This window comes from Rhodococcus sp. 11-3, assembly GCF_023704055.1.
Taxonomy (GTDB): domain Bacteria; phylum Actinomycetota; class Actinomycetes; order Mycobacteriales; family Mycobacteriaceae; genus Rhodococcus; species Rhodococcus aetherivorans.
On record NZ_CP080406.1, the window covers coordinates 4425921 to 4448537 of the forward strand.

26 protein-coding genes are annotated in these 22617 nt (G+C 71.9%); 4 read left to right on the forward strand and 22 right to left on the reverse strand.

Annotated elements, in window-relative coordinates:
* Positions 1-30 precede the first annotated feature (30 nt).
* Entirely contained in the window at positions 31-486 is a 456-nt protein-coding gene (gene soxR, locus KZJ41_RS20465) for a redox-sensitive transcriptional activator SoxR (RefSeq protein WP_065922299.1), read from the forward strand.
* Here soxR and KZJ41_RS20470 read toward each other — a convergent pair.
* The 10 genes from KZJ41_RS20470 to KZJ41_RS20515 all read right to left on the reverse strand — a co-directional run bounded on the left by KZJ41_RS20470 (position 483) and on the right by KZJ41_RS20515 (position 9677).
* On the reverse strand, positions 483-1637 hold the full coding sequence (locus KZJ41_RS20470; RefSeq protein ID WP_006935947.1) for a sorbosone dehydrogenase family protein: 1155 nt from the start codon (positions 1635-1637) through the stop codon (positions 483-485). The genes soxR and KZJ41_RS20470 overlap by 4 nt on opposite strands.
* 22 nt (positions 1638-1659) lie before the next feature.
* Positions 1660-1944 (reverse strand): metal-sensitive transcriptional regulator, encoded by a 285-nt coding sequence (locus tag KZJ41_RS20475; RefSeq protein WP_003937563.1) that lies wholly within the window; start codon positions 1942-1944, stop codon positions 1660-1662.
* A gap of 25 nt (positions 1945-1969) precedes the next feature.
* Positions 1970-2455, reverse strand: coding sequence for a hypothetical protein (locus KZJ41_RS20480; protein ID WP_102800502.1), 486 nt, complete (start codon positions 2453-2455; stop codon positions 1970-1972).
* Between the two features lie 204 nt (positions 2456-2659).
* Positions 2660-3139, reverse strand: a complete 480-nt coding sequence (locus KZJ41_RS20485; protein ID WP_006935953.1) for a hypothetical protein — start codon at positions 3137-3139, stop codon at positions 2660-2662.
* An 80-nt stretch (positions 3140-3219) separates the two neighbouring features.
* Positions 3220-4197 (reverse strand): porphobilinogen synthase, encoded by a 978-nt coding sequence (gene hemB, locus KZJ41_RS20490; RefSeq protein WP_006935956.1) that lies wholly within the window; start codon positions 4195-4197, stop codon positions 3220-3222.
* Positions 4198-4269: 72 nt separating this feature from the next.
* Entirely contained in the window at positions 4270-5835 is a 1566-nt protein-coding gene (locus KZJ41_RS20495) for a bifunctional uroporphyrinogen-III C-methyltransferase/uroporphyrinogen-III synthase (protein ID WP_006935959.1), read from the reverse strand.
* 63 nt (positions 5836-5898) lie between these two features.
* Positions 5899-6912: a hydroxymethylbilane synthase gene (hemC, locus tag KZJ41_RS20500; RefSeq protein ID WP_006935961.1), complete on the reverse strand. Its 1014-nt coding sequence runs from the start codon at positions 6910-6912 to the stop codon at positions 5899-5901.
* Positions 6909-8363 (reverse strand): glutamyl-tRNA reductase, encoded by a 1455-nt coding sequence (locus tag KZJ41_RS20505; RefSeq protein WP_006935962.1) that lies wholly within the window; start codon positions 8361-8363, stop codon positions 6909-6911. The genes hemC and KZJ41_RS20505 overlap by 4 nt, the downstream gene beginning before the upstream one ends.
* A complete protein-coding gene (locus KZJ41_RS20510) occupies positions 8360-9226 on the reverse strand; it encodes a redox-sensing transcriptional repressor Rex (protein WP_230304505.1) in 867 nt (288 codons plus the stop codon). Before KZJ41_RS20510 ends, KZJ41_RS20505 begins: the two co-directional genes overlap by 4 nt.
* 160 nt (positions 9227-9386) lie before the next feature.
* On the reverse strand, positions 9387-9677 hold the full coding sequence (locus KZJ41_RS20515; protein ID WP_006935968.1) for a glutaredoxin family protein: 291 nt from the start codon (positions 9675-9677) through the stop codon (positions 9387-9389).
* Positions 9678-9861: 184 nt separating this feature from the next.
* On the opposite strand from KZJ41_RS20515, the gene KZJ41_RS20520 reads away from it, so the two are divergent.
* Positions 9862-10878: an HAD family phosphatase gene (locus KZJ41_RS20520; protein WP_006935970.1), complete on the forward strand. Its 1017-nt coding sequence runs from the start codon at positions 9862-9864 to the stop codon at positions 10876-10878.
* Between the two features lie 15 nt (positions 10879-10893).
* Here the strand turns inward: KZJ41_RS20520 and KZJ41_RS20525 are convergent, their stop codons facing one another.
* From KZJ41_RS20525 to KZJ41_RS20555, 7 genes are all read right to left on the reverse strand, one after another.
* Positions 10894-11916, reverse strand: coding sequence for a lysophospholipid acyltransferase family protein (locus KZJ41_RS20525; protein ID WP_006935972.1), 1023 nt, complete (start codon positions 11914-11916; stop codon positions 10894-10896).
* A complete protein-coding gene (locus KZJ41_RS20530; protein WP_044475927.1) occupies positions 11913-12989 on the reverse strand; it encodes an NAD-dependent epimerase/dehydratase family protein in 1077 nt (358 codons plus the stop codon). Before KZJ41_RS20530 ends, KZJ41_RS20525 begins: the two co-directional genes overlap by 4 nt.
* Positions 12990-13213: 224 nt before the next feature.
* Complete coding sequence (locus tag KZJ41_RS20535; protein WP_003402602.1) at positions 13214-13315, reverse strand: 30S ribosomal protein bS22; 102 nt, start codon at positions 13313-13315, stop codon at positions 13214-13216.
* A gap of 202 nt (positions 13316-13517) precedes the next feature.
* Entirely contained in the window at positions 13518-13754 is a 237-nt protein-coding gene (locus KZJ41_RS20540; RefSeq protein WP_003937551.1) for a helix-turn-helix domain-containing protein, read from the reverse strand.
* A gap of 121 nt (positions 13755-13875) precedes the next feature.
* Positions 13876-14694 (reverse strand): pyrroline-5-carboxylate reductase, encoded by an 819-nt coding sequence (proC, locus tag KZJ41_RS20545; RefSeq protein ID WP_029545142.1) that lies wholly within the window; start codon positions 14692-14694, stop codon positions 13876-13878.
* A 49-nt stretch (positions 14695-14743) separates the two neighbouring features.
* Positions 14744-15598, reverse strand: coding sequence for a thioesterase family protein (locus KZJ41_RS20550; protein ID WP_251549482.1), 855 nt, complete (start codon positions 15596-15598; stop codon positions 14744-14746).
* On the reverse strand, positions 15595-16266 hold the full coding sequence (locus KZJ41_RS20555; RefSeq protein WP_029545146.1) for a MerR family transcriptional regulator: 672 nt from the start codon (positions 16264-16266) through the stop codon (positions 15595-15597). The genes KZJ41_RS20550 and KZJ41_RS20555 overlap by 4 nt, the downstream gene beginning before the upstream one ends.
* 82 nt (positions 16267-16348) lie before the next feature.
* On the opposite strand from KZJ41_RS20555, the gene KZJ41_RS20560 reads away from it, so the two are divergent.
* Positions 16349-16768: a hypothetical protein gene (locus KZJ41_RS20560; RefSeq protein WP_006935984.1), complete on the forward strand. Its 420-nt coding sequence runs from the start codon at positions 16349-16351 to the stop codon at positions 16766-16768.
* Here the strand turns inward: KZJ41_RS20560 and KZJ41_RS20565 are convergent.
* The 3 genes from KZJ41_RS20565 to KZJ41_RS20575 are packed head-to-tail and all read right to left on the reverse strand — an operon-like array spanning position 16724 to position 19765.
* Positions 16724-17686 (reverse strand): sugar phosphate isomerase/epimerase, encoded by a 963-nt coding sequence (locus KZJ41_RS20565; protein WP_006935986.1) that lies wholly within the window; start codon positions 17684-17686, stop codon positions 16724-16726. The two genes, KZJ41_RS20560 and KZJ41_RS20565, sit on opposite strands and share 45 nt — an antisense overlap.
* Positions 17687-17699: 13 nt before the next feature.
* The gene (locus KZJ41_RS20570; protein WP_251549484.1) at positions 17700-18815 is read right to left on the reverse strand and encodes a hypothetical protein; all 1116 of its coding nucleotides are present in this window, start codon (positions 18813-18815) and stop codon (positions 17700-17702) included.
* The gene (locus KZJ41_RS20575; protein WP_029545150.1) at positions 18812-19765 is read right to left on the reverse strand and encodes a Ppx/GppA phosphatase family protein; all 954 of its coding nucleotides are present in this window, start codon (positions 19763-19765) and stop codon (positions 18812-18814) included. Before KZJ41_RS20575 ends, KZJ41_RS20570 begins: the two co-directional genes overlap by 4 nt.
* Positions 19766-19810: 45 nt before the next feature.
* Here KZJ41_RS20575 and KZJ41_RS20580 point away from each other — a divergent pair, with 45 nt between their 5' ends.
* Positions 19811-20641 carry a hypothetical protein gene (locus KZJ41_RS20580; RefSeq protein ID WP_006935994.1) on the forward strand — a complete coding sequence of 277 codons (831 nt, stop codon included), beginning with the start codon at positions 19811-19813 and terminating at the stop codon, positions 20639-20641.
* On the opposite strand, the gene KZJ41_RS20585 is transcribed toward KZJ41_RS20580, so the two are convergent.
* Together KZJ41_RS20585 and KZJ41_RS20590 are read right to left on the reverse strand one after the other, a co-directional pair.
* Positions 20623-21312 (reverse strand): response regulator transcription factor, encoded by a 690-nt coding sequence (locus tag KZJ41_RS20585; RefSeq protein ID WP_029545153.1) that lies wholly within the window; start codon positions 21310-21312, stop codon positions 20623-20625. The genes KZJ41_RS20580 and KZJ41_RS20585 overlap by 19 nt on opposite strands.
* 77 nt (positions 21313-21389) lie before the next feature.
* On the reverse strand, positions 21390-22508 hold the full coding sequence (locus tag KZJ41_RS20590; protein WP_231386031.1) for a cell wall metabolism sensor histidine kinase WalK: 1119 nt from the start codon (positions 22506-22508) through the stop codon (positions 21390-21392).
* Between the last annotated feature and the right edge of the window lie 109 nt (positions 22509-22617).

The following is a 22617-nucleotide window of genomic DNA, read 5'->3' on the forward strand; positions in this document are numbered from 1 at the left end:
TTGAGATCAAGCGCGGGGAACGGAGTCGTGATGAGCCGCACGAGCGAAGAACTGCTGGCGATCGGTGAAGTCTCCCGGCGCACGGGCGCCGCCGTGTCTGCGATTCGCTACTACGAGTCGCTGGGACTTGTGACGGCACACCGCACCGCAGGCGGCACGCGCCGCTTCCCCCGGCACACGATCCGGCGCATCTCCATCATCCAGTTGGCGACCCGGTTCGGCATTCCGCTCGCCGAGGTGGCCGAGGTGTTCTCGGCGCTGCCGGCCGACAGGCCCCCGACCCGACGGGACTGGATGCGCATCTCGCGGGCATGGCACGAGCGCCTCGCGGAACGCAAGCAGGCGATCGACCGGATGCAGCGCGAACTGGCGGGGTGCATCGGCTGCGGCTGCCTGTCGCTGCAGGCGTGCACACTGTTCAATCCGGGCGATCGGCTGGGCGAGGACGGCGCGGGCGCGCGGCGCGTCGACCCAGGGGCACGCTAGACGGGGGCGACCTGCAGAATCTTGTCGCCGGAGCCGTTGTCGGTGGTGACGAGGAGCGAGCCGTCGGGCAGCGAGGTGAGCGACCGCAGGCGGCCGTACTCCCCCTCGAGCAGCGTCGCCGACTCGGTGACGCTGCGGCCGTCACCGGACAGGCGCAGCAGCAGGAGCTTCTCGTCCTGCTGGCTGCTGACGACGAGCGCACCGGACCACGGGCCCCACGCCGGCCCGGCCGCGAACGCCAGCCCCGGGGTGGCGATGGTGGGCGAGCCGGAACTCCACACCGCCGGGATCGCGCCGGGCACGCGCTCGGGATCGGTCATCGGCACCGATTCGTCGTACGTGCCGGGTTCGCGGTCGGGACGCCAGCCGTAGTTGCCGCCCGGCACGAGCAGGTTGACCTCGTCGTCGCGGCTGCTGCCCTGCTCCACCGAGTAGAGCCGGCCGGTGCCGGGCTGCAGCGCCAGCCCCTGCACGTTGCGGTGGCCGAGGGTGAACACGACGCTGCCCGGATCCGGGTTGCCGGGCGCCGGCGACCCGTCGGGGTTCAGGTGCAGCACCTTGCCGCCGAGGCCGGCCGGATCCTGCGGCGCCGTCGGGCGGGTGGCGTCGCCCGTGCCGATGTACAGGGTGCCGTCGGGGTGCGCGAGGATCCGGCAGCCGCCGTGGCGCCCGCCGCGGGCGACGGGCAGGCCCTCGACGACGGTGCGCTGCCGCGTCATCGTGGTCCAGCCGGGATCGACGGTCCAGGCGTAGACGCGGACGTCGTCGGGGTCGCGGTGCCCCTGGCACGCGTAGACGGTGCGGCTGGACTCGAAGTCGTGGCCGAGCGCCACGCCCATGAGCCCGGTCTCCCCCACCGCGTACAGGTCCGGCAGGTCGGCGCGCAGTTCCTCGACGCGCCCGTCGGGCCGCCGGACGACGAACCGGCCCGACCGTTCCCCGGTCAGCAGCGTCCCGTCGGGGGCCTGCACCACGTCCCACGGATGGTCGAGACCGTCGACGAGGGTGGTGACGGTGACCCGCGGCGCGGCCGGCGACTCGGGGACCGCGCTCGGCGTACCCGAGAGCACCGTCCGCGCGGGCTCCTCCGGCGCACACGCCGTCAGGACGCACGCCAGTCCCGCAGCGCACAGTCCGTGGGCGATCCGCATGCCGATCGGGCTCCTCGGGCGATCAGGGTTTGAGAACGAGGCGGGCGATCGCGTCCGAGGCCTCCTGGATCTTGGCGTCGGCCTCCGGTCCGCCCTGCCGGGCGGCGTCGACGACGCAGCCGGCCAGGTGCGCGTCCAGCAGCTTGAGCGAGACCGTCTGCAGGGCCTTGGTGACGGCGGAAACCTGGGTCAGGACGTCGATGCAGTAGCGGTCGTCCTCGATCATCCGGGCAATGCCCGCAACCTGTCCCTCGATCCGGCGCAGGCGCTTGAGCAGGTCCTCCTGGTGCGGGGTGTATCCGGCCATACCCGCATCGTACCCCTAGGGGGTATTAAAGCAAGGGTGGATCGGCGCGCTCGGCCAGCACCGTCCCGAGTTCGGACCGCAGCCGCTCGTGGTCCCTGGCCCAGGCCCGCACCAGGGCGCCGCCGCGCAACCGCAGGCCGACGGCCGTGCGACCCCGCGGCACGTTCGACAGCTCCCCCAGCGGCCGGGCCGTCTCCCAGCGCTCGGGTTCGCGGGCCCGGGGATCGGCCGGCGGCAGCACCGCGTCGATCTCCTCGAGCGGCAGCTCCTCGGTGCCGAGGCGCAGCGTCGCCGCGGTCAGCTCCACGCTCACGTGCCGCCGGGCCGCGACGACCGTCACGTACGCGAAACCGCTGAGGACGAGAGCGATCACCGGCAGGGAGACCCAGTGGACCACCGGCCCGGTCAGCAGCTCCACCGCGAGCACGACGACGCAGAGCACCGGGCCGAGCGCCACGGTGCGCCAACGCGCACCGGGCTCGTGGAATCGGGGCTCGGCCGGCTCGCTCACGTCGCGATCAGGCGCTGAGCATGCCCGGAACGACGACCAGCACCAGGGTCACCACACCCAGGACGGCGATGAGGCCGATCAGAACCAGCTCACGACGACGACCGTAGGGCCGGGGCTCCACCTGCATGAAAGTCCTCTTCGCTCGTCGGGAACGACCGCGCGGGCCGTGGGTCGTCAGACACCGTACTCCGCGCGCCCGGGGGGTCAGCTCGGGGGCAACCGAAGGAAGTACAGGTTCGGCTCGCGGCGGTGCATGAGCACGATCGCCCCGACCGAGCACACACCCTGCAGGATGCTCACGAGGCCGATCACGAGTCCGGCCCCACCGCCCAGCGCACCGACGCCGAACACCGTGGGGAGCGCCGTGAAGGTCAGGAAGACGCCGATCATCGTGAGCAGCATGCGCGCCCAGTTCCGGCCGCGGCGCATCGCGAAGACGACCAGCAGGAACAGGCCGGTGAAGGCCAGGCCCAGGACGGCGGTGATCCCGAAACCCAACGGCAGCAACGACTCCACCGATTCCCGGGGCATCTCCACCGGGGGCGTCTGCCGGGCCAGCTCGGCCGTCATCTGGTCGACGAACTCGTCCCTGCGCTCCCACATCAGCGCCACGCTCGCACCGAGGTACACCAGGCCCAGGACCGCGACCGCACACCACAGCTGGAACGCGGTCTCCACGTCCACGGGGGTGGGGCGCCGCTCCCCCGGCGCCGCCCCGGGCGGCGTGGCCGGCGGCCCGGGCCACTGCGACGGTTCGGGCGTGCTCACGTGAGCCGGCCCGCGACCTCGGCCGCCCAGTAGGTGAGCACGATGTCGGCGCCGGCGCGGCGGATACTCGTCAGCGACTCCAGAATTGCCGCGTCCCGGTCGATCCAGCCGTTCTGCGCGGCGGCGGTGATCATCGCGTACTCGCCGGAGATCTGATACGCCGCGACGGGCACGTCCGAGCGGTCCGCGACCTCGCGCAGCACGTCGAGGTACGACATCGCGGGCTTGACCATCACCAGGTCGGCGCCCTCGGCGAGATCGAGATCGACTTCGCGCAGCGCCTCCCGACGGTTCGCCGGATCCTGCTGGTAGGTGCGCCGATCGCCCTCGAGCGAGGAACCCACCGCGTCGCGGAACGGCCCGTAGAACGCCGACGCGTACTTCGCGGAGTACGCGATCTGCCCCACGTCCTGATGCCCCGCGGCGTCGAGCGCCGCCCGGATCGACGCGACCTGGCCGTCCATCATCCCGCTCGGCCCGAGCAGGTGCGCGCCCGCCTCGGCCTGCGCGACGGCCATCTCCGCGTACCGCTCGAGCGTCGCGTCGTTGTCCACCTCACCCGAAGCGCCCAGGACGCCGCAGTGACCGTGGTCGGTGAACTCGTCGAGGCACGTGTCGGCCATCAGGACCGTCGCGTCGCCGAGTTCGGCGCGCAGGTCGCGCAGCGCGCGGTTGAGCACGCCCTCCGGGTCGGTGCCGCCGGATCCGCGGGCGTCCTTGTCCTCGGCCCGCGGCACGCCGAAGAGCATCAGCCCGCCGACACCGGCCTCGACCGCGGCGGTCGCCGCGGCCGGCAGCGAGTCGGGGGTGTGCTGGTACACGCCGGGCATCGAGGGAATCTCGCGCGGCGCGTCGAGCCCGTCGGCGACGAACATCGGCAGCACCAGATGCCGCGGCTCGAGGGAGGTTTCGGCGACCAGCCGGCGCATGGCCGGGGTGGTGCGCAGCCTGCGGGGACGGACATCGGGATACATCGGCGGACTCACCTTCCATGCAAGCCGTGCGCGGTTTCGGTAGCGGCAGCCACCGGAACCGCGCACGGTGGGTCAGCGGCGGGCGCGGGACTTCTTGCGGGGCGGCGGCAGCGCGCCCTCGGCCCGCAGCCGGGCGGCGTGCTCGGCGAGCGCCTCCACCAGAGGACCGATCTGGGCGGTCTCCGGCTGCACATCCACCCGCAGGCCGAACTCGATCGCGGTCTCCGCGGTCTTCGGCCCGATGCACGCGACGATGGTGCGCGCGTGCGGCTTACCGGCGATACCCACGAGGTTGCGGACCGTCGAGGACGAGGTGAAGCACACCGCGTCGAACCCACCGGTCTTGATCATCTCGCGGGTCTCGGCCGGCGGCGGCGCTGCCCGCACCGTGCGGTAGGCCGTCACGTCGTCGATCTCCCAGCCCCGCTCGCGCAGGCCCTCGGCGAGGGTCTCGGTGGCGATGTCGGCGCGCGGCAGCAGCACCCGGTTGACCGGGTCGAAAACGTCGTCGTACGGGGCGAACTCGGCCAGCAGGCCCTCGCTGGACTGCTCACCGGAGGGCACCAGCTCGGGGGTGATCCCGAACGAGCGCACCTTGTCCGCCGTCGCCTGCCCGACACACGCGATCTTCACGCCCGAGAAGGCGCGGGCGTCGAGGCCGAACGCCTCGAACTTCTCCCACACCGCGCGCACCGCGTTGGTGGAGGTGAACACCACCCACTGGTAGCGGCCGTCCACGAGACCCTTGACGGCCCTCTCCATCTGGGCCGGGCTGCGGGGCGGCTCGACGGCGATGGTCGGCACCTCGATCGGGATGGCGCCGTGCGCGACGAGCCGCTCGCTCATCTCCCCGGCCTGCTCCTTGGTGCGCGGCACCAGCACCGTCCAGCCGTACAGCGCGCGGGACTCCCACCACGAGAGCTTGCCGCGCTGCGAGACGATCTTGCCGACGGTGACGATGAGCGGCCCCACCAACTCGGAGCCGGCATCGTTGAGCGTGGCGAGGGTGGCCTCGACGGTGCGCTGTTGACGGGTCGTGCCCCGGACGGTGATCGCCGCGGGGGTCTGCGGCGCCAGCCCGTGCTCGACGAGGGCGCTGGCGGTCTCCGCGAGGTGACCGGACGTGGCGTGCAGCACCAGCGGGCCGGGCGCGGCGGCGAGCGCCGCCCAGTCCACCTCGCCGCGCACGTCGACCTCGGTGTGGCACGAGCCCAGGGCCATGCCCGCGTAGCTCGGCACGGCCGAGCCGGGGGTCAGGCCCGGCAGGACCTCGAACACCACCTGGGTGCGGGCGACGGCGTTGACCTCGGCGATCACCGAGTCGGTGGTCAGCGGGTCACCGGCGACGAGGCGCACGACGTCGTGGCCGTTCTTCGCCTCCGCGACGAGGGTCTTGGCGACCTCGGTGGGCTCGCCCAGCGCGGGACGCACCTCGGCGACGGGCTCCCCGGTCTCCGGGTCCCGGCCGGCGGTGGTACCGACGAGCGCGACCACCCCCTTGTCGACGTCGGGGTCGGTGAAGGCGATCGTCGCGCCCGCGAGCACGTCGCGGGCTCGCACGGTCAGCAGAGCCGGGTCGCCCGGCCCAGCTCCCACGAACAGGATCCGTCCGGGATTGTGCTTACGGACTCGGCTCATCGGTCATTCTCCAGTGCGGTCAAATCTGCGGTAAGGGGAAACCTGGGGTGTGGACGGAGGGCGTCAAACATCTGCGGTGCCCTGTTCCGGCGCGTCGTCCGCACGGCTGGTCATCAGCTCGCGCGCACCGAGATCGAGCAACTCGCGGGCCACCGCCCGGCCCAGCTCCTCCGCGCGGTCGGGATCGCCGACGGCGCTCGCGCGCAGCACGTCCGAGCCGTCCAGGGCGGCGGCGCAGCCGCGCACGGACAGTTCCTCGATCACGCGGCCGTCGTCGTCGAGGGATTCGACGACCTCGGCAACGGCCCCGACCGGGGCGGTGCAGCCGGCCTCGAGCTCGGCGAGCAGGGCCCGTTCGGCGACGACCGCGACGCGGCTGGCGCGGTCGTCGAGGCCGGCGAGGATCTCGATCAGTGCGGTGTCCCCGGCGCGGCATTCGACCGCGAGGGCCCCCTGGGAGGGCGCCGGCAGCATCTGCACCGGCTCGAGCGACTCGGTGATCCGGTCGAGGCGGCCGATGCGCGAGAGCCCCGCCCGGGCGATGACGATGGCGTCCAGTTCGCCGGACGCGACCTTCCCGAGCCGGGTGTCGATGTTCCCGCGCAGCGGCTGGATGTCGAGGCCCAGGCCCATGGCGGCGAGCTGGGCACGCCGCCGCGGCGCGGAGGTGCCCACGCGGGAGCCGGGCGGCAGTTCGCCGAGCACCAGGCCGTCGCGGGCGACGAGCGCGTCACGCGGATCCTCACGCGGCGGCACGGCCGCGATCACCAGACGCGGATCCTGCGCGGTCGGCAGATCCTTGTACGAGTGCACCGCCAGGTCGACGTCGCCGGCGAGCAGCGCCTCGCGCAGCTCGGCGGTGAAGACGCCGACGCCGATCCGCTCGACCGGACCGGCGGTCACGTCGCCCTTGGTGGTGATGACGACCAGCTCGGCGGGATGGCCGGCGGCGATCAGCGCGTCCCGGACGGTGCCCGCCTGCGTGGTCGCCAGCAGGCTGCCGCGCGTTCCGATCCGCAGCGTGCGGCTGCCGGTCCCGGCTTCGATCCGGGTGTCCGATGCGACCTCGGCGCTCATGCCTGCCTTTCCTCTCGGGGAGCCCCCAGCGGCCCGGGAAACTGCTTCCGGGGAGCCTGCAGCTCCGTGGTGACGGCCGGATCCAGCGCGGCCGAGAGATCGGTCGCGCCGGTCACGTCGGGCAGCGCGCCGAGCTCCTTCGCCACCGGGGTGGCGACGGCCTCGGCGGCACCCGGACGCAGTTCGAACAGCTCGCGCAGCGCCTCGGCGTACTGGTCGCCGCCGGGGGTGGACGCCAGTTGCTTGACGCGCACCGTCGGCGCGTGCAGCAGCTTGTCCACGACGCGGCGCACCGTGCGGGCGACCTCCCCGCGCTGGCCGTCGTCGAGCCCCGGCAACCGGGACTCGAGCCGCAGCAGCTCGCCCTCGACGACCTCGGCGGCACGCTGGCGCAGGGCGGTGACGGTGGGGGTGACCTCGGCGAGGCGCTGGGACGCGAGGTAGTCGGCGAGTTCGCCGGCGACGATCGAGCGGGCGGCCTCGGTGTCGGAGGCGGCGGCCCCGGCCGCGGGATCGCGTTGCAGCGACTCCATGTCGAAGACGGTGACGCCGGGCAGACCCGAGACGGCAGGCTCCACGTCGCGCGGCAGGCCGAGATCGCAGATCACCAGCGGGCGGGTGCTGCGCTCGGGCTGGGCGAGGGCCCGGTGCGCGTCGGCGAGGGTGACGACCGTACCGACGGCCCCCGTGCAGGTGACGGCCACATCGGCCTGCGACAACGCGGCGGCGAGCCGCTCGAACGGCATGACGTCGGCCTCGACGCCGTTGCCGCGTGCGGTCTCGGCGAGCCGCTCGGCGCGCTCGCGGGTCCGGTTGACCACCACGATGCGCCCGATTCCGGCGCGGGTGAGGTGCGCGACGGCGAGCCCGCCCATCGCGCCCGCGCCGATCACGGCGGCGGTGCGGCCGGCGAGACCGTCGAGCGATGTCGCGGCCTTGTCCAGCGCCACCGACACGACGGAGGCACCCGCCGCGTCGATGCCGGTCTCGGTGTGCACCCGCTTGCCCACGCGCAGCGCCTGCTGGGCCAGCTCGTGCAGGGCCCGGCCGGCGGCCTGCTGGGCGTCGGCGCTCGCGTAGGCGGTACGGATCTGGCCGAGGATCTGCTGCTCGCCGACCACCATGGAGTCCAGCCCGCTGGCCACGGCGAACAGATGCTCGGCGGCCGCCTCGCTGTAGCGCACGTACGCGTGCTTGTGCAGATCGACGAGGGTCAGGCCCGAGTGCTCGGCCATGAGCTCGCTGACGTCGGCCAGCGCACCGTGGAACGCGTCGACCACCGCGTAGATCTCCACCCGGTTGCAGGTGGAGACGATCATCGCCTCCGAGATGTGGTCGGAGGCCATCATCTTGTCGGTCAGCTTGGGTCGATCGGTGTCGGTGACGGCGACCTTCTCGAGGACCGAGACGGGCGCGGTCCTGTGCGAGACCCCGACGAGGAGAACACTCACGGCGCAATCACCGATCCGTTTCTTGTCGCTGCCGAGGCCACTGGGCTCGGCGTTCCTGATGCGGTGTGCCCGTTCGCGCTCGGCGCGGTGAGCCCCGACGCGGCGCGCCGGGTGTCGGTCAGGCCCGCGTGACTGCCGCCCGCCACCTGGGCGAGTGCGTCGTTGCGGGCGCTGTGGAACGAGAGGACCTGCATTTCCACGGACAGGTCGACCCGCCGGACCTCGACATGGTCGGGCACCGCGAGGGGCGCCGAGGCGAAGCTCAGCACGGACCGGACACCGGAGCGCACCAGCAGGTCGCACACACCCTGGGCGGCGTCGTCCGGGGTGGCGATGACGCCGATCGTGGCACCGAGTTCGCGGGCCGCCGCTTCGAGCCCGTCGACGTGGCGGATGGTCAGGTTCCCCACCCGCGTCCCCACCCGCGCCGGGTCGGCGTCGAACAGTCCGGCCATCGTGAACCCTCGGCGGTCGAAGCCGGCGTACCCGGCCAGGGCACGGCCGAGATTGCCGACGCCGACGAGCACCACGCGGTGCCCCCGGTCGAGGCCGAGTGCGTTCTCGATGCGGGCCTGCAGGCGCAGCACGTCGTAGCCGACGCCGCGCACCCCGTTGGGCCCGAGAAAGGACAGATCCTTGCGAAGCTTCGCGGAACCGACCCCGGACGCGGTGGCGAGTTCCTCGCTCGAGACGATGAGCGTGCCCTCGTCGGCGAGCATTCCGAGGACCCGCAGATACGTCGCGAGACGCGTCACAGTAGCCTGGGGGATGTCCCGCACAGGGACACCGGGAGACGCACCCCCGCCGACTTCGGCGACGCCGCCGCGGGCAGCGTCGCCCTGCGGGGGGTGCAGCTCTGTCACGTTCGTGGCTCCTCGTCCGGCCGACGGGTACACGTCGGTCCTCACGGTGATCCGGGGGATTCGTTCACACCACGGTAACCGCTTGTGAAGCCCTGCACAAAGTTGCTCGAACGGCCCCGAATGTGCTTCTCACCTGCACGACGGTTCCGCCCAGGGGCGCTCAACCGGCGAGATCGGCCCGCAACCGCGGCTCGTCGACCTCCCAGTAGCTGTGCTCACGGCCGTCGAGCAGCACCACCGGCAGACGATCGCCGAATTCGGCGCGCAGGTCGGGATCCGTTGAGGCAGCCCGATCGACGTCGATGCACGTCAGCCCGGCTCCGAACTCGTCGCACAGTTGCTCGAGCAGAGTCAGTGCCGGCGCGCAGGCACCGCAGCCGGCTCGGACGAGGAGGGTGATCTCGTGGCGGGTGCCGGATGTGGCGGCGGGTCCGGGCAGATGTTCGCTCATGGGGTCAACTGTGCGTCATACCCCGCCGAGACGAACGTCACACCCACCGGCCACATGCGGCAACGCGCGGAGGGGGCCGTGTCGCGGGCTAGGCTGGGGCGGTCTGCCACACACGACGGCCGGCCGCCGACGAACCGGCCGGCAGCACTCGACGGCGCGGCCGTCGCGCAACAGGGAGGTGCAGGTGCCGGAACGTCCAGTGCCACACGGCTGGGGATTCGGCGAGAACCTGGCCGGCCGCGTCAGCGAGACCCTGGCGGGTCTGATCCGGCCCGGCCGGCGCCGGCTGCTGAGCAAGTTCGGCCCCAGCGAGGCCGAGGTACGCGCGAACCTCGCCGGCCAGGCGAGCGCCGACGCCGCTCTCGCGCTGCAGGAGGCCCGCACCGAGGCCGAGCCCGCCGACACCTCGACCACCGCCGTTCCGCAGGACCTGACCGCGGCCGCGTTCTTCGACGTCGACAACACGATGGTGCAGGGCGCGTCGATCATCCACTTCGCGCGCGGACTCGCCGCCCGCGACTACTTCACCAAGTCCGACCTGGCCGAATTCGCCTGGCAGCAGGTCAAGTTCCGGGTCACCGGCAAGGAGAACTCGGACGACGTCGCCAGCGGCCGCGAGAAGGCGCTGTCGTTCGTCGCCGGCCGGTCCACGGCGGAGCTGGCCCGCCTCGGCGAGGAGATCTACGACGAGATCATCGCGGACAAGATCTGGCCCGGCACCCGGGCGCTGGCGCAGATGCACCTCGACGCGGGGCAGCAGGTGTGGCTGGTGACGGCCACCCCGGTCGAACTGGCGAACGTCATCGCCGAGCGGCTCGGCCTGACCGGCGCCCTCGGCACCGTCGCCGAATCGGAGGACGGCGTGTTCACCGGCCGCCTCGTCGGGGACATCCTGCACGGCCTGGGCAAGGCCCACGCGGTGCGGGCCCTGGCGATCCGCGAGGGCCTGAACCTCAAGCGCTGCACGGCGTACTCCGACAGCCACAACGACGTGCCCATGCTCTCGCTCGTCGGCACGCCGGTCGCCGTCAACCCGGACGCCGACCTGCGGGAGCTGGCGAAGACCCGGGGCTGGGAGATCCGGGATTTCCGCACGGCCCGCAAGGCGGCGCGCATCGGGGTGCCGACGGCGTTGGCGCTCGGCGCGGCCGGCGGAGCGCTCGCCGCCGCCCTCGGCCGGCGCCGCGACCCCGCCGCGTGACGCGGGGCCGGTGCCCTAGCCGAGAAAGACGTTGCGCCGCTTGGTGAGCAACCGGTACAGCGTCTGCTGGATGGTCTCCCGCACGTGGTCGGTGACCTCGAACAGCACCATCGGATCCTCCACCGCGGCGTCGTCGTAGACGTCGGTGGCGATCGGTGTGCCGAACTCGATGTACCACTTCGAGGGCAGCGGAACGATGCCCAGCGGGCCGAGAGCCGGGAAGAGCGGGGTGATCGGGAAGTACGGAAGGCCGAGAAGCCGGGCGATGGACGTGAGGTCGGCGATCTTCGGGTAGATCTCCTCCGAGCCCACGATCGAACAGGGCACGATCGGTGCCTTGGTCTGGAGCGCGGCCGAGACGAAGCCCCCGCGCCCGAACCGCTGTAGCTTGTAGCGTTCGCTGAACGGCTTGCCGAGCCCCTTGTACCCCTCGGGGAACACCGCGACGACCTGATCCTCGCGGAGGAGCCGCTCGGCGTCGGGATGGCACGCGAGGGTGTGCCCGGCCTTGCGGGTGACGCTGCCGACGACCGGCATCCCGAAGGCGAGGTCGGCCGCGAGCATCCGCAGCGGACGGTGGGCGAGGTCGTGCACCGCGACGGAGGTCATCAGCGCGTCCACCGGCAACGTGCCGGCATGGTTGGCGACGATCAGCGCGCGGCCGTCGGCCGGAATGTTCTCGATGCCCCGCACCTCGACGCGGAACCACTTCTCGAACAGCGGCCGCAGCGCGGGCAGCAGGACGTTGTCGGTGAAATGCGGATCGAACCCGAAGTCGTCCACCTCGTAGTCGCCCGTGATGCGGCGCCGGAGGAACTCGGCGGTACCGGTGATCTGCCCGACCAGCTTGTGCCGCAGATCGTCGAGGAATCCGTCGGCCGCCGTCTCCTGCACGGGCAGCTCGGGGCGCTCGGGTGGGGTCGGCGAGCCGAGGCCGTACGTCGACGGATGACCGGAACCGGCACCCGGACGTGCGGCCGCCCGCCGCGCCGACCCAGTCCCACCGTGGAGCGGGATCACCTTGGCAACTTCTGTCATCGCGCCTCCATCCGCTCTCCGAGCGCCGAGAGCAGGACCGACTCGGTTCGATCGACCCATTCCGTCCGGACGACCCGCCGCAGTCCGACGTTGCGGGCGAAGTCGTCGAGTGCCTGCTTGGTGGTCCACCTCGGCTCGAAGCCGAGTTCGGTGCGCATCCGCGTGGTGTCCAGGCCGCGCCCGAAGTGGAAGTAGTCGAGTTCTTCCTTGTTGAACGATTTCATCACCGGCCCCATCAGTGCCTGCCCGACGGTGCGGAACAACCCGTAGGGCATCGGCACGGTCAGTCCGCCGGCCCGCCGCACGGCCTGCGACATCATCACGATGCCGTCGCCGGCGACGTTGTAGGTCCCGGGCGGCCCCGCGACGGTGGCCCGTTCGAGCGCCGAGAGGGCGTCCTCCTCGTGCAGCAACTGCAACCGGGCGTCGCGACCGAGGATGGTGGGCACGATCGGCGAGGTGAGGTACCGCGAGACCGAGCCGGGCATATGGTTGCCCACCGTCGGGGCGAGACGCAGGATCGTCGCGGCGATGTCGGGCCGCCGGCGCGCCATTCCGCGCAGGTAGCCCTCGACCTCGATCATGTCGCGGGCGAAGGCGCCGGTCGGCCGCCGGCGCGCGCTCATCTCCTCGGTGAACTTCGCGGGGTCCTTCGCGCTCGAGCCGTACACCACCGACGACGAGCGCAGCACGACGCGCCGCACGGACGGGGTCTTCTGGCACACGGCGAACAACTGCATCGCGCCGAGGACGTTCATGTCCTTCATCGCGGCGCGGCTACCGGACTTGGGAGCCTTGGTGAGGGTCGACGCGTGGACGACGGTGTCGACGTCCATGTTCCGGATGACCTTGCCGATGAGGGGGTTGCGGATGTCGGCGAGCACGAACTCGGCGCGGCCCATGCGCCGCAGCATGTCCTTGGTGGGCGACTGGGTGTCGACCGCGATGACGCGCTCGACCGCCGGATGCTGCGCCAGCCGGGTGACCAGGTAGCCACCGAGGAATCGGCTCGCTCCGGTCACCAGGGCCACCCTCGGCGGGTCGATACCGTCGATCTCCGAACTCACCCACATACCCCCTGCCGTCACTCCGGTCTCTCACGATACGGTGACTTTCGCAACAAAGCATTACACCGGAGTAACCGATCACCGGAATGGCCCCTGTGCGGGACCTTCGGCCCCTCGGGCGCACACTCCGCATTCCGGCCGAACCGGACATTCCGCTCGCCGGCCGCCGACGAGCCGGCGGAAACGCTCGATGCCCGCCACCGCGGGGTGACGGGCATCGGGAGATCGATCTACTTGCCGAGTTTACGACGCTGCACTCGGGTGCGGCGGAGCAGCTTGCGGTGCTTCTTCTTCGACATGCGCTTGCGGCGCTTCTTGATCACAGAACCCATCTGGGTTTTCCCTCACGTTCTCTCTAGCGTTCCTGCGCGCACGCCGGTGACGTACGCCTGTTGTCGACGCTGGGCCTCGTGGTGACGAGCTCAGCGCCTCACGACACCGGGTGGCCGGTACGACGACAAGCAATCCTACCGGGGCGGGTTTCGATCGGTGAAACCGAGGTCCGCTCCGGGTTCGATTGCGGTCGTCGACCGCTCAGCCGACGTCGAAGTAGGACGTTTCCAGATAGTCGTGCACAGCCTTGGCGTGCACCCGGAACGAACGCCCCACTCGCACGGCGGGCAGTTCCCCGCTGTGCACCAGCCTGTACACGGTCATCTTCGACACCCGCATCAGCGCCGCCACCTCGGCGACGGTGAGGAACTGGGTGCCGGAGAGAACCGACTGACCGTCCTCGGGTTGACCCTTCGACGGTTTGCTTCCAGATACCATTACACACCTCCGGCACGTCCCGCGCCGCCGGCTTCCCCTCCGGCGGAACAGACACGCACGTGCTCGATCGAGCTTAGCGTGACCAATGGTTCCCGTGCGACGATGCGCGCGACGAATTTCCTCAATCCCCGGACGAACCGAGGGCCGCGGAGCGGTCCCGGGCCGCCGCGAGCGCCTCGTAGAACGCCGTCCGAACGCCGCCGCGCTCGAGTTCCCGGATCGCCGCCGCGGTGGTTCCGCCCGGCGATGTCACCGCTGCACGCAGGTCGGCGGCGTTCTCCCCCGACCGGGCGAGCATGGCCGCCGAACCGGTCATCGTCTGCACCACCAGCTCGGTGGTGGTCGCCCGCGTCAGGCCCAGAGCGACGCCCGCATCGATCATCGCCTCGGCGACGAGGAAGAAGTACGCCGGGCCGGAACCGGACACGGCGGTGACCGCGTCGATCTGGGACTCGGGAACCACCGTCACGGTACCCACGGACTCCAGGATCTCGCGCGCCAGCGCCAGATGGTCGGGCTTGACGTGCCGGCCGGCGGCGATCACGCTCGCACCCTCCCCCACCAGCATCGGGGTGTTGGGCATGACGCGCACGACCGGCGATCCGGCGGGCAGCTTGTTCTCGTACCGCGACGTGGGCACGCCGGCCACCAGCGACATCAGCAGCTTCTCGCGGTCGCTGTCCAGGTCGGCCTTGCCCAGGTCCGCGAGCACCACGTCCACGTCGCCCGGCTTGACCGCGATCACCAGCACGTCGGCGCCTTCGGCCGCGTCGGCGATCGAGTCGGTGACGCGGATCGAGTACTCGGTGGCCAGCTCCTCGGTCCGGGCCGGGAACTTCTCGACAACCACCAGATCCTTGGTCGCGAATCCACTCTGCAGCAGCCCCGAGACCAGCGCCTCGCCGATCCTGCCGCCACCGATCACCGCAATTCTCGTCATGGGCAACAGCCTGCCACGACCGTTGTCGTGCCCCGCATCGCCCCGACGATCAGCGCGGGATCATCGCGAGCTGGCGGCTCTGCACGACGACGGCGCCGGTGGCGTCGACGACGGTGTGGTCCTCCTCGAACCAGGCGTTGCCCAGGACCGTGCTGTCGGCCATGATCCGCAGCCAGCCGGGCGCCGGCAGTCGCCGCAGGTAGGCGGTGAGCTGCACGGTCGGAGCCCAGCCGAACAGGCCGCGGTTCATCGTGACCGGGGCCGAGATGTCCCCGGCCATCAGCGCGAACAGCACGGCGGTGTCGACGTCGGCCTCGTCCACCGGCCACGGCCGCGCCCACATCCGCACCACCGGTTCACCCTGCTCTCCCGCGAGGAAGCGGGCACTGGTCTCGTCCACGACGAGGTCGGCCCCGCCGCACAGGTTCACCACCTGCGCCATGGGATGGCCGGGACCGATGAGGGGCGCGCCGGCGGGCGGCTGCACCGGCAGCCCGGTGACCGGGTGCGGCGCGGTGTATCGCGGCTCGCCCGCGTCGGGCTGCCCGAGCGTCACCGAGGCACGGACCGCGATGCGGTCGCCCTGAGCCAGCTCCACGTCGACCAGACCGACCTGCTTGCCCAGCTTGCGGACGGTGGTGGTCAGCTGCACGTCGCCGGGGTCGGGGGCGGCGACGAACCCGGCACTCACCGCGAGGGGCTGCACGGCCGGATCGGACCCGGCGGCCTGCAGCGCCGACCGGGCCGCCGCGGCGCACACGGCGAGCATGCAACCGCCGTGCACCTTGGGGCCGATCGTCCAGACCGGGGCGATGTGGGCGAGCCAGCGATCGTCGCCGGCGGCGTCGAGTGTCGTCAGGTCGCGGAACGGGTGGTTCTCGGGATCGGGCACGGCGTCGGTCACTGCTGCTCCTGGGAATCGGCGACGGGGCTGTCGGGGGAACCGGGTGGGAAGAACTCGGTGAAGCGGCGGGCGGCAAGGTGCTGGTGCGCGAGGCGGCGCATCGCGGTGAGGACGGGTTCGTACAGGGCCGTGCCGAGGACCGCCGCCTCGACCGTCGCATCCCGGGACCGGGTGGGCAGCAGGTCGAGGTCGAGCTCGGCGATGCCCAGCACGTGCCGTCCGTAGACGTCGATGCGCTCGTCGCTCATCGCAAGGCCGGCGGATTCGAGGGCGGCCAGGGCTCGCTCGAGCTGCGCGACGGCCGCGAACCGCGGGTCGTAGAGCTGGCCGAGCCGCTCGAGGACGCGCCGGGCACGCGGATAGTCGCGGGGTTCGGGCGCGTCGTCGTCGGGCGGGTAGGGCGGCAGCGCGGCGATGGCCCGGCCGAGGGCGACGAACAGCGACTCGTCGGTGCCGTCGAGGAGACGGACGATCTCGCGGATGCGCGGCAGCGGCAGCCCCTGGGCGGCGAGCGCACGGATCAGGGCGAGGCGGCGGACGTGCCGCTCGTCGTACCGGGCCTGCGTGGCGCTGGTCGCCTCGCCCGGCATCAGCAGGCCCTCGCGCAGGTAGTACTTCACGGTCGCCAACGGGACGCCGGTGCGGGCCACCAGTTCCGAGATCCGCATTGCCACCTCCTCTTGACATCGGATAGTACAACTATCCAGTATTGGATATTGCAACTATCCAATTGTCTGCGAGGAGGACCTCGTGCATCCCGTACTCGTCATCGCCCTCGGCGCCACCCTGCTCACCGTCGCCGGGATCGCCTTCGGCGGCACGTTCCTGCTGCGCGTCACCGGCGGGCGGGTGCCGGCCAACGAGCTGCAGAAGGCCTTCTTCCGGGCCGGTCACGCCCACGCCGGCGTCCTCGTCACCCTGGGATTGCTCGTGGCGGTGCTCACCGACGCGGTCGGCGCCTCACCCGGATGGGCCGCGGCCGGCGCGCTCGCCGTGCTCGGCTCGGCGATCCTGATCCCGGCCGGATTCTTCCTGTCCGTGCTCGGCCCCGACCCCCGGCGGCCGGGCGCGATGATCGCCTCGGTGTGGCTCGGCGCCGCCGCCCTCGTCGCCGGGGTGACGATCTCAGGCGTCGTGGTTCTCGGCGCCGGGATCGGCGCCCTGGCCTGACGCGCGAACCTGCTCGATCGCCGTCGAACGCGGATGCTCGGGCCCGGTGGTGATCGCCAGTCGGGGGGCGCGGTGCAGATGCTCGCGCGCGAAGGCCAGCGCCTGGGCCAGCGCCCGTGCCCGCGCGGACCGGGTACGCGCCCCCTGGGTGCTGACCTCCAGGACGACGTGCCCGGAGAAGTCGCTCTCGGCGAGGAGCCGGCACACCTGCTCACACGGCTGGCCCCCCTCGCCCGGGAGCAGATGTTCGTCCGTCGAAGCACCGTGGCCGTCCGCGAGGTGCAGATGGGCCAGACCACCGCCCATGCGCTCGGCGAGCGCCACCGCGTCCATCCCCGCCGTGGCGGTGTGCGAGAGGTCCAGCGTGTAGTGCGCGAAGCCGGTGTCGGTGGGATCGATCGACGGGCTGTAGGCCGACACCGCCCGGCCCGGCCCGCCCCGCTTGCGCATGCGCTGGGCGGTCCGGTCGCGGCCGCCGAAAAACACGTCGGCGCGCATCGGGTACATGTTCTCCACCGCGACGACCACGTGACTGCGGTCCTCGAGGTCCGCCACCTGATCCGCGAAGCCGTCCGCGTAGCGGCGCTGCCACCGGAACGGCGGATGCACCACCACCGACGTGGCACCGAACGATTCCGCCGCCCGCACCGACCGCTCGAGCTTCGCGGCCGGGTCCGAGCCCCACACGCGTTGCGAGATCAGCAGGCACGGCACGTGCACCGCCAGCACCGGTACGCCGTACTTGCGCACCAGCGCCTGCACCGCCCGCACGTCCTGGCTCACCGACTCGGCCCAGATCATCAGCTCCACGCCGTCGTAGCCGAGTTCGGCCGCATAGCGGAAGGCCGCCTCGGTGTTCTCCGGATACACCGAGGCGGTCGACAACCCGACCAGGATCTCTCGCGAAAGGACGCTCATGACGACGTGCGGATCAGCCGGTGGGCAGCAGGAACAACAGCGGACCGAACGTCACGAAGGCGCCCACGGCGAGAGCGATGAGCTGGCTCGTGATGTCGTCGGTGCGGCGGAGGATGCGCACCATCGCCACCAGGCCGACAATGACCAGAAGTGCGAGCGCGAACGCCACCCACGGCAACGCGTCCCACAACTGTTCGAAGCCCTTGAACAGCAGCGCGCCCGCGATGATCGCGACGACGCCCTCGCCGATCAGCCGCACCCACTGACCGATCGCGCCGCGCGGCTCACCGGTGTCGGACGGGGCCTCGTCCGGCTCCGCCGCGGCCGGGGTCTCCGCCGGGGCGGCAGTGCCGCGGCGACGGCGTGACCGCGCGGACCGCTCCTCCGGCTTCTCCTCGTCCGGCTCGTCCGCGGCGACGGGCTCGCCGATCGTCTCGGTGTCGCCGTCGGCGGTGTCGTCACCGTTGCCCCGCAGGTCGCTCGCGGGCCCGGACAGCAGCCTCGGCTCGGGGGCGTCGGCGGGCCGCGCCGGCGCGCTCGCGGTCACCTCGGCGTGGGCCCGCGCCCGCCGCGGCAGGACGGCCGGGCGGATGATCTCGGTCGGCGACTCGACCTTCACCGGCTGCACCCGCTCGGCGGCTGCCGGCTCCTCGCGCGTCCGGGGCGGCGACGGCGGGACCTGGGTCTCCGGCTCGACCTTCGGCGCCTCGAGTGCGAGGGGCTCGACCTTCGGCGTCGCCGGCACCACGGGCCCCGCCTTCGCCGGCACGACGGGCTGCGCCTGTGCCGGCACCACGGGCCCCACCTTCGGCTTCGCCGGCACCACGGGCTCCGCCTTCGCCGGCACGAGGGACTCCGCCTTCGGCGCCGCAGGCGGGGCGGACACGGCCGGCTCGGCCACCGGAGCCTCGGCCTCCGGGGCCTCCGGGGCCTTCGTCTCCGGAGGCTCGGTCGGCTCGGGCTCCGGAATACTGACGGGAATCTCTCCGGTCAGTTCCGCGACCGAGATTCCCCCACTGACGCCGCGGCGGCGACGTCCGCCGGCGCGGGAATTCACCTTCTGGCCGTTCCGGGCCAGCAGCTCCGCGACGGAGATCTGCCCGGTGTCGGTGCTGTGACCGTCCGTCATTGCGAAACCACCATCAATTCGCCCCCCATCTCGGTGTCGAGTTTGCGGAGGATGAGCCCCTCTCGCAGGGCCCAGGGACAGATGTCGAGCGTCTCCACTCCCAGCGCGCGCATGGCGGCCTCCGCGACCAGCGCACCGGCGACGATCTGCTGCGACCGGTCGGAGCTCACGCCCTCGAGCTCGGCACGGTCCGCGGTCGTCATGCGGGAGATGAACGCGATGAGCTGACGCAGCCCGGCGGCGGTCAGGGTGCGCCGCACGCGCGGGCCCGCCGACGACGGGGCGGCACCGGTCAGCCGCGCCAGGGTGCGGAAGGTCTTCGAGCTTCCGACGCACAGGTCGGGAACGCCGGCCGCACGAAGCTCCTGGGCGGGCCGGACGAGCTCGGCGTCGAGCCAGTCCCGCAGCACCGCGACGCGCCGCTTGCCGGGCGGGTCCTCGCTCAGCCAGTCCCGGGTGAGGCGACCGGCGCCGAGCTGCAGCGAGAACGCGCAGTCCGGGTCCTCGTCGCCGCCGAAGGTCAGCTCGAGGGAGCCTCCGCCGATGTCGAGGCACAGGATGCGTCCCGCGCTCCAGCCGTACCAGCGCCGGACCGCCAGGAACGTCAGCCGGGCCTCGTCCACGCCGGAGAGCACCTCGAGTGCGACGCCGGTCTCGGCGCGGACGCGACGGAGAACCGCTTCGGAGTTGTTGGCGTCGCGCACCGCGGAGGTCGCGAAGGCCATCAGCTCCTCGCACCCGGAGGTGCGGGCGATGCCCGCGAAGTCGGCGACCGTCTCGACCAGCCGGTCGGCGCCCTGCGGGGTGATGTCGCCGCGGTCGTCCGTGTTCTCGGACAGGCGCAGGGTGGCCTTCGTCGAACTCATGGGGGTGGGATGGCCACCGCGATGAGCGTCCACCACGAGCAGATGGACGGTGTTGCTTCCGACGTCGAGTACCCCTAGGCGCACATACATACGGTACTGGGTCTACCGTCGGGTCCTGTGACAGCAGGTATGCCCGGCGCCGCACACAAGCAGGTCCCGGCCCCCGAAGTTCCCCTCGACTTCCCGCGCGAATGGGTCGAGTTCACCGACCCGGACAACAGCGAGCACGTCGTCGCCGCCGACCTGACGTGGCTGCTCTCCCGCTGGACCTGCGTGTTCGGCACGCCCGCGTGCCAGGGCATCATCGCCGACCGCCCGGACGACGGATGCTGCTCCCACGGGGCGTTCCTGTCGGACGACGACGATCGCGCCAAGCTGGACGCCGCCGTGAGACATCTCACTCCCGAGGACTGGCAGTTCATGGAGAAGGGACTCGGCAAGAAGGGCTACCTCGAGGAGGACGACCTCGAGGACGAGCCGGCCCTGCGCACCCGCCGCTACAAGGGTGCCTGCATCTTCCTCAACCGGCCCGGTTTCGCCGGTGGTATCGGCTGCTCGCTGCACAAGATGGCGCTGCGGCGCGGCATCGAACCCCTCGAGGTGAAGCCGGACGTGTGCTGGCAGCTGCCGATCCGCCGGACCCAGGACTGGGTCGAGCGCCCCGACGGCACCGAGGTGCTGCGCACCGTCGTCACCGAATACGACCGGCGCGGCTGGGGCGAGGGCGGCCACGACCTGGACTGGTACTGCTCCGGATCGCCGGACGCCCACGTGGGCGCCTCGCCGGTGTGGCAGTCGTACGCGCCGGAACTGCGCGAGCTGATCGGCGATGCCGCCTACGAGGAGCTCGCGCGGCTGTGCCGCCGCCGCGAGGGGCTGGGCCTGATCGCCGTGCACCCCGCGACGACGGCCGCCGCCGAGCGGACGCCGGAGCCCGCCCCCTACCCCTCGAGCTTGTAGCCGAGGCCGCGGACGGTGACCAGGTGCTGCGGCTTGGCGGGATCGGCCTCGATCTTCGAACGCAGCCGCTTGACGTGCACGTCGAGGGTCTTGGTGTCGCCGACGTAGTCGGCACCCCAGACCCGGTCGATGAGCTGGCCGCGCGTGAGCACCCGGCCGGAGTTGCGCAGGAGGTACTCGAGCAGGTCGAACTCCTTGAGCGGCAGGGTGACCGGTTTCCCGCCCACGTGCACGACGTGCCGGTCCACGTCCATCCGCACCGGCCCGGCCTCGAGGATCCCGTCGTCCTGTGCGGACTCGGCGTCGCTCTCCCCGCCGCGGCGCAGCACCGCGCGGATGCGGGCGATGAGTTCACGCGCCGAGTACGGCTTGGTGACGTAGTCGTCCGCTCCCAGCTCGAGGCCGACGACCTTGTCGATCTCGCTGTCGCGAGCGGTCACCATGATCACCGGCACGCCGGACCGGCTGCGCAGCTGCTTGCACACGTCGGTGCCGCTCATGCCGGGCAGCATCAGGTCGAGCAGGACGATGTCCGCGCCGGCCCGGTCGAACTCCGCGAGCGCCGACGGTCCGTCGCCGACGACGGTGGTGTCGAAGCCCTCCTTGCGCAGCAGGAACGCGAGCGGATCCGCCAGCGATTCCTCGTCCTCCACGATCAGCACACGCGTCACTGCTGGTCCTCCGTACCTTCCGTTACCTGGTGCATCCGGCTCGCTTCCGTTTCTCGTCGTGGATGTCGGCGTGGTCGTCACCGCTCCGCCGTCAGCGCCGCCCCGCCCTCGCGGCGAGGGGAGGCGACCTGTGACTCGCGGGGGTCGGCCGAGTGGGCGGGGATGAGGAGCGTGAACGTCGATCCGGTTCCCGGCTGGCTCCACAACCGGATCTCCCCGTTGTGGTTGGCGGCGACGTGCTTGACGATCGCCAGGCCGAGACCGGTGCCGCCGGTGGCGCGGGAACGGGCCTTGTCGACCCGGAAGAACCGTTCGAAGACGCGCTCCTGGTCCTCCTTCTCGATCCCGATGCCGCGGTCGGTCACCGCGATCGCCACCTTGCCCGCGCGCAGGGACCGGCTGACCGAGACCGGCGAGCCTGGGGACGAGTAGGCGACCGCGTTCTCGATGAGATTGGCCAGGGCGGTGACGAGCAGCGTCTGATCGCCGAGGACCTCGTAGCCGCTGGGGGCGTCGGTGGTGACGGTGATCTGCGCGTTCTCGGCGGTCAGGCGGGTGCGGCGCAGCGCCTCCTCGACGACGTCGTCGACCTCGACCACCTCGAGGTTCGGGAGCTTCTCGGCCCCCTGCAGACGCGAGAGCGCGATCAGTTCGGTCACCATGTTGCCGAGCCGGTTGGCCTCGCTCTGCAGCCGGGTTCCGAAGTGCCGCACGGATTCCGGGTCGTCGGCGGATTCGAGCAGGGCCTCGGCGAGCAAGGCCATCGCGCCCACCGGCGTCTTGAGTTCGTGGCTGACGTTGGCGACGAAGTCCCGGCGCGTGGCCTCCATCCGGACCTGCTCGGAGTCGTCGTAGGCGTAGAGCGCGACGAAGCGTGCGTCGTCGTCGAGCAGGCGCCGCGCGACGCAGCGCACCGCGACGCGCTCGCGACCGCGCGGGCTCTTCGCGGTGAGGTCGAGCTCGGCGGGCTCACCGGTCTCGAGGACCCGGGTGGCGGCCGCCCAGGCCGAGTCCTCGACGAGCCGGTTGCGGACGAGGCCGAGTTCCTCGGCGCGCGGGTTGAACAGGATGACGTCGTGGAACCGGTCGACGACGGCGATGCCCGTGTCCGCGCCGTAGACGACGCGGTCGAGCACCTGGGCCATGGTCAGGTCGGCGTCCGTGCGGTCGGTGGCCCGCCCCCGGAGGAGCCGCATCAGCACGATCGCGAACACGGCACCGAGGACGGCGGCCCCGGCGAGCAGCACGGCCTGCACAACAGTCACGTCTCGAATCGTACGTAGGCACGGCGGGACGGTGACAGCG

What these genes read in the sequence shown, in the direction of transcription:
- soxR (WP_065922299.1), top strand. Translation starts at nt 31, where the DNA reads ATGAGCCGCACGAGCGAAGAACTGCTGGCGATCGGTGAAGTCTCCCGG.
- KZJ41_RS20470 (WP_006935947.1), bottom strand. Translation starts at nt 1,637, where the DNA reads ATGCGGATCGCCCACGGACTGTGCGCTGCGGGACTGGCGTGCGTCCTG.
- KZJ41_RS20475 (WP_003937563.1), bottom strand. Translation starts at nt 1,944, where the DNA reads ATGGCCGGATACACCCCGCACCAGGAGGACCTGCTCAAGCGCCTGCGC.
- hemB (WP_006935956.1), bottom strand. Translation starts at nt 4,197, where the DNA reads ATGTATCCCGATGTCCGTCCCCGCAGGCTGCGCACCACCCCGGCCATG.
- KZJ41_RS20495 (WP_006935959.1), bottom strand. Translation starts at nt 5,835, where the DNA reads ATGAGCCGAGTCCGTAAGCACAATCCCGGACGGATCCTGTTCGTGGGA.
- hemC (WP_006935961.1), bottom strand. Translation starts at nt 6,912, where the DNA reads ATGAGCGCCGAGGTCGCATCGGACACCCGGATCGAAGCCGGGACCGGC.
- KZJ41_RS20515 (WP_006935968.1), bottom strand. Translation starts at nt 9,677, where the DNA reads ATGAGCGAACATCTGCCCGGACCCGCCGCCACATCCGGCACCCGCCAC.
- KZJ41_RS20525 (WP_006935972.1), bottom strand. Translation starts at nt 11,916, where the DNA reads ATGACAGAAGTTGCCAAGGTGATCCCGCTCCACGGTGGGACTGGGTCG.
- KZJ41_RS20530 (WP_044475927.1), bottom strand. Translation starts at nt 12,989, where the DNA reads ATGTGGGTGAGTTCGGAGATCGACGGTATCGACCCGCCGAGGGTGGCC.
- KZJ41_RS20535 (WP_003402602.1), bottom strand. Translation starts at nt 13,315, where the DNA reads ATGGGTTCTGTGATCAAGAAGCGCCGCAAGCGCATGTCGAAGAAGAAG.
- KZJ41_RS20540 (WP_003937551.1), bottom strand. Translation starts at nt 13,754, where the DNA reads ATGGTATCTGGAAGCAAACCGTCGAAGGGTCAACCCGAGGACGGTCAG.
- proC (WP_029545142.1), bottom strand. Translation starts at nt 14,694, where the DNA reads ATGACGAGAATTGCGGTGATCGGTGGCGGCAGGATCGGCGAGGCGCTG.
- KZJ41_RS20555 (WP_029545146.1), bottom strand. Translation starts at nt 16,266, where the DNA reads ATGCGGATCTCGGAACTGGTGGCCCGCACCGGCGTCCCGTTGGCGACC.
- KZJ41_RS20565 (WP_006935986.1), bottom strand. Translation starts at nt 17,686, where the DNA reads ATGAGCGTCCTTTCGCGAGAGATCCTGGTCGGGTTGTCGACCGCCTCG.
- KZJ41_RS20570 (WP_251549484.1), bottom strand. Translation starts at nt 18,815, where the DNA reads ATGACGGACGGTCACAGCACCGACACCGGGCAGATCTCCGTCGCGGAG.
- KZJ41_RS20580 (WP_006935994.1), top strand. Translation starts at nt 19,811, where the DNA reads ATGCCCGGCGCCGCACACAAGCAGGTCCCGGCCCCCGAAGTTCCCCTC.
- KZJ41_RS20590 (WP_231386031.1), bottom strand. Translation starts at nt 22,508, where the DNA reads ATGCGGCTCCTCCGGGGGCGGGCCACCGACCGCACGGACGCCGACCTG.